Origin of the sequence: Zavarzinella formosa DSM 19928 (assembly GCF_000255705.1) — a bacterium.
GTDB classification, from domain to species: domain Bacteria; phylum Planctomycetota; class Planctomycetia; order Gemmatales; family Gemmataceae; genus Zavarzinella; species Zavarzinella formosa.
Genome location: NZ_JH636446.1, coordinates 349,886 through 352,615 on the forward strand (window position 1 = coordinate 349,886; position 2,730 = coordinate 352,615).

Below are 2,730 nucleotides of genomic sequence, written 5' to 3' on the forward strand. Positions count from 1 at the left end.
GCTGACTTGGTCCGGTGGGTGGTGCAAAACCGGGTGGATTCGGACCAGGCCGCGTTCCTCGCGTCGGCGGCCCCGGACCCCGCGAGACTGTTCGCCGGGGGCGTGACGCGGGGCGGACACGGGGTCGGCCTGGCCAACTGCGCCGAGATCATCGCCGCCTGCTTCGGTCTTGACAGCCCGGCCGAGGCCGTGACCGGGAGATACCTGGGCGCCGCAATGGACGGGCCGGATTACCTATGTTGGTTCCACTGGCCGGCGATTGTCACGTGACACCGACTCATTCAGCTTCTTCCACCTTGCTGAAGGCAATGGAGGTGACTGAGTCGCCGTTCACTTTTATTGTTTCGCGCTTGCCGCAGGTGAGCTTGTCGTAAATTCTGTCGAGCAGGCGACCGGCAATATCCACTCGCTCCAACCCGTTCTTCCCCTCAAAATGCCAATGGACGCCCTTGCTCGGGTTGTAGTCGATGGTCCCTATGATCGATCCGTAAAGCACTGCGCGAGAATCACGCGATTGTTGCACAAGTTGCACCGCGAGCACCTGATGCCGGGAATCCCTCCCATCGCCCGCAAGGCTTTCGATGCTGTCGTCGTCCTCGGGGCGGGTGTCTTCATCCTTGGGCTTGGTCGTTTCCCGAAGGTTCTCAAGAAATTTACTCGTAGCCATAACTGATCTGATCCTTTCCTCGCCCAAGTACCACATCTCTGGCCTTGGAGCTAACTAAAGATGGAAGCTGTCGCAGAAATGCGATGTGTTTCTTTAGCCGTTCTCGAATCTTTTTGCGGGGACGCCTCACCAGATCACTCGCCAGCAACCGCTTGTCGTCCCGCTTCACCGCCTCCAGCGTTTCGGCTTTCGAGTCCACATAGATGCTCGCCTGCTTCCTTCCACGGGAAACCGACACATAGAACTGAGCCATATTCGACGCCGGCAGCGACTGGTTTCCCTGCACGACGATCACATTGTCCACCGTCTTCCCCTGGGCAGCGTAGCTGGTGTCAACCAACCCGGAGGTGAACATGCCATTGTCCTGTTTCAGCTTCCAGCCGTTGTTCAGAATGATGTGCGACTTGTCGAAACCATCCACGGTGTACGAGGAACCGTTGTTGACCTTGTGCCCATCCACCTCCTGATTAGATGTGAAGCGGATCGTGTCGCCCTTTCGCAAACTGACACTACCGCGCTCGTAGACCTGAAAGGCTCCTGGGTTGGTCTTGATCGCCTCGTCCAGTTCTTCAGTGTAATCGAGCTTCGTCCCGCTCTTCACTCCCGCACCATTGCGGATGTATCGGATGACGTGGCCTTCGTGGTAGTTCCTTGGGTCGGAGCGTTCGGCCCCGGTCCAGTTGGTGGGCTTGAGGACTTCAAACGTGCGTTCTTCACCGGTGAGCAGCCCGGCGGCAGACATCTCCTTTCGGACCCGTTCTGTGAGTAGGTCGCCTTCTTTATGAGTGGGGCAGACCAACAAGGTGGATTTTCCTTCCTTTAAGGAGGAGACGTATTCAGCGGCCGCGTGGGCGTACTTGTCGTCGCCAGCCATTTCTCTGATCCAGCCGAAATGGTCGAGGATGGCGAAACCGTCCGAAACGTAGCCATTGGCGATCTTCTCCACGGCCTTGCGATAGTTTCCTCGTTGGCGTTGGATTTCTGACACGGAGGCGGCGGGCAGACCGGCCTTCTCTTCCAACAGGGTGAGAATGTCACCACGGGCGACGCTCTTGTGCTGACGGGGATCACCCGAGAGGACGAGGCGAGCATTGAGTGAGTCAACTAACTTAACCAGCCGTGCCATGTCGTGACCGCCAGCCAGCGAGGCTTCGTCGAGCCAGACCAGGCCATTGCGGGCCTGCTCCTGGAACTTGTCGTCCACGAGGAACCGGGCCAGCGTGTCGGCTCCCTCAAAACCGTCTCGACGGAGGACACCGCGAGAGGCTTCACTGGAGGGAGCAAGCACGACGGTCGGCAGGTCGATGCCAGCAAGGGCCGTTTTGGTCAGGGTGGTTTTGCCGGAACCGGCGTAACCGCGGACGAGGATGATGCGGTCGGGGGAGGACCAGACGTGACGGACGGCGGCGCGTTGGGAGGGGCTTAGTTCTGGAATGGGGTCATTTGAGGACTTAACCGTACCGTTGGTTCTCGGAAGCGGGTCATTTTGAGAGACAACGGAATTTGAAGTTCGCCCGTGAGAGTCAAAAAGTGCTTGTGAGATGGACGAACGTGTGGCACGGTCGGCTTGCTTCGGAGGTGCGAAAGCACCCGACTCGATGGGTGTCGGCAATGTCGCCATGACATGCTTCGGGGCTTGTAAGGAATCTTGTGTCAGGGGAGTGGAACGGGTATTACCCATCCTCTTTCTTTGACGGAGATTACGCATGGACGCGATCTTGAAATCCCAAGCCGAGCAACTGGCGCGGGACATGGCCGCGCAGGCCACGACGATTGACGACCTCAACGCCCTGATGCGGACGATGATGAAGTCGGCCCTCGAACGGATGCTCAACACCGAGATGGATGTTCATCTCGGACGCCGGCCAACCCCGGCGTTGGCGGCCGGTCCCGTCGAACCCGCCGCTGTTCCCGACGATGCCAAACCGGCGGCCAAAAATCGTCGCAACGGACATTCCCGCAAGACGGTCGGCGGTGATATGGGGGAGTTCACGCTCCAGACCCCGCGTGACCGGCGGGGCACCTTCGAGCCGCAGGTGATCGCCAAACACCAACGCCGCCTG

3 protein-coding genes and 1 pseudogene are annotated in these 2,730 nt (G+C 59.3%); 2 read left to right on the forward strand and 2 right to left on the reverse strand.

Features of this window, described 5'->3' with window-relative positions; translation table 11 throughout:
• Window positions 1–270, forward strand: a pseudogene (locus BGIM_RS67470) (ATP-binding protein); the annotation flags it as partial.
• A gap of 7 nt (window positions 271–277) precedes the next feature.
• Here BGIM_RS67470 and BGIM_RS0136105 read toward each other — a convergent pair.
• Both BGIM_RS0136105 and BGIM_RS54160 read right to left on the reverse strand, forming a co-directional pair.
• Window positions 278–667 (reverse strand): hypothetical protein, encoded by a 390-nt coding sequence (locus tag BGIM_RS0136105; RefSeq protein ID WP_020474520.1) that lies wholly within the window; start codon window positions 665–667, stop codon window positions 278–280.
• Window positions 654–2,288, reverse strand: coding sequence for an ATP-dependent DNA helicase (locus BGIM_RS54160; protein ID WP_052640151.1), 1,635 nt, complete (start codon window positions 2,286–2,288; stop codon window positions 654–656). The genes BGIM_RS0136105 and BGIM_RS54160 overlap by 14 nt, the downstream gene beginning before the upstream one ends.
• Before the next feature lie 85 nt (window positions 2,289–2,373).
• Here BGIM_RS54160 and BGIM_RS54165 point away from each other — a divergent pair.
• A partial coding sequence (locus BGIM_RS54165) for an IS256 family transposase (RefSeq protein WP_020474521.1) occupies window positions 2,374–2,730 on the forward strand: 357 nt, incomplete at its 3' end.

Coding starts and splice junctions, on each gene's coding strand:
- BGIM_RS0136105 (WP_020474520.1), bottom strand. CDS start 667: ATGGCTACGAGTAAATTTCTTGAGAACCTTCGGGAAACGACCAAGCCC.
- BGIM_RS54160 (WP_052640151.1), bottom strand. CDS start 2,288: ATGGCGACATTGCCGACACCCATCGAGTCGGGTGCTTTCGCACCTCCG.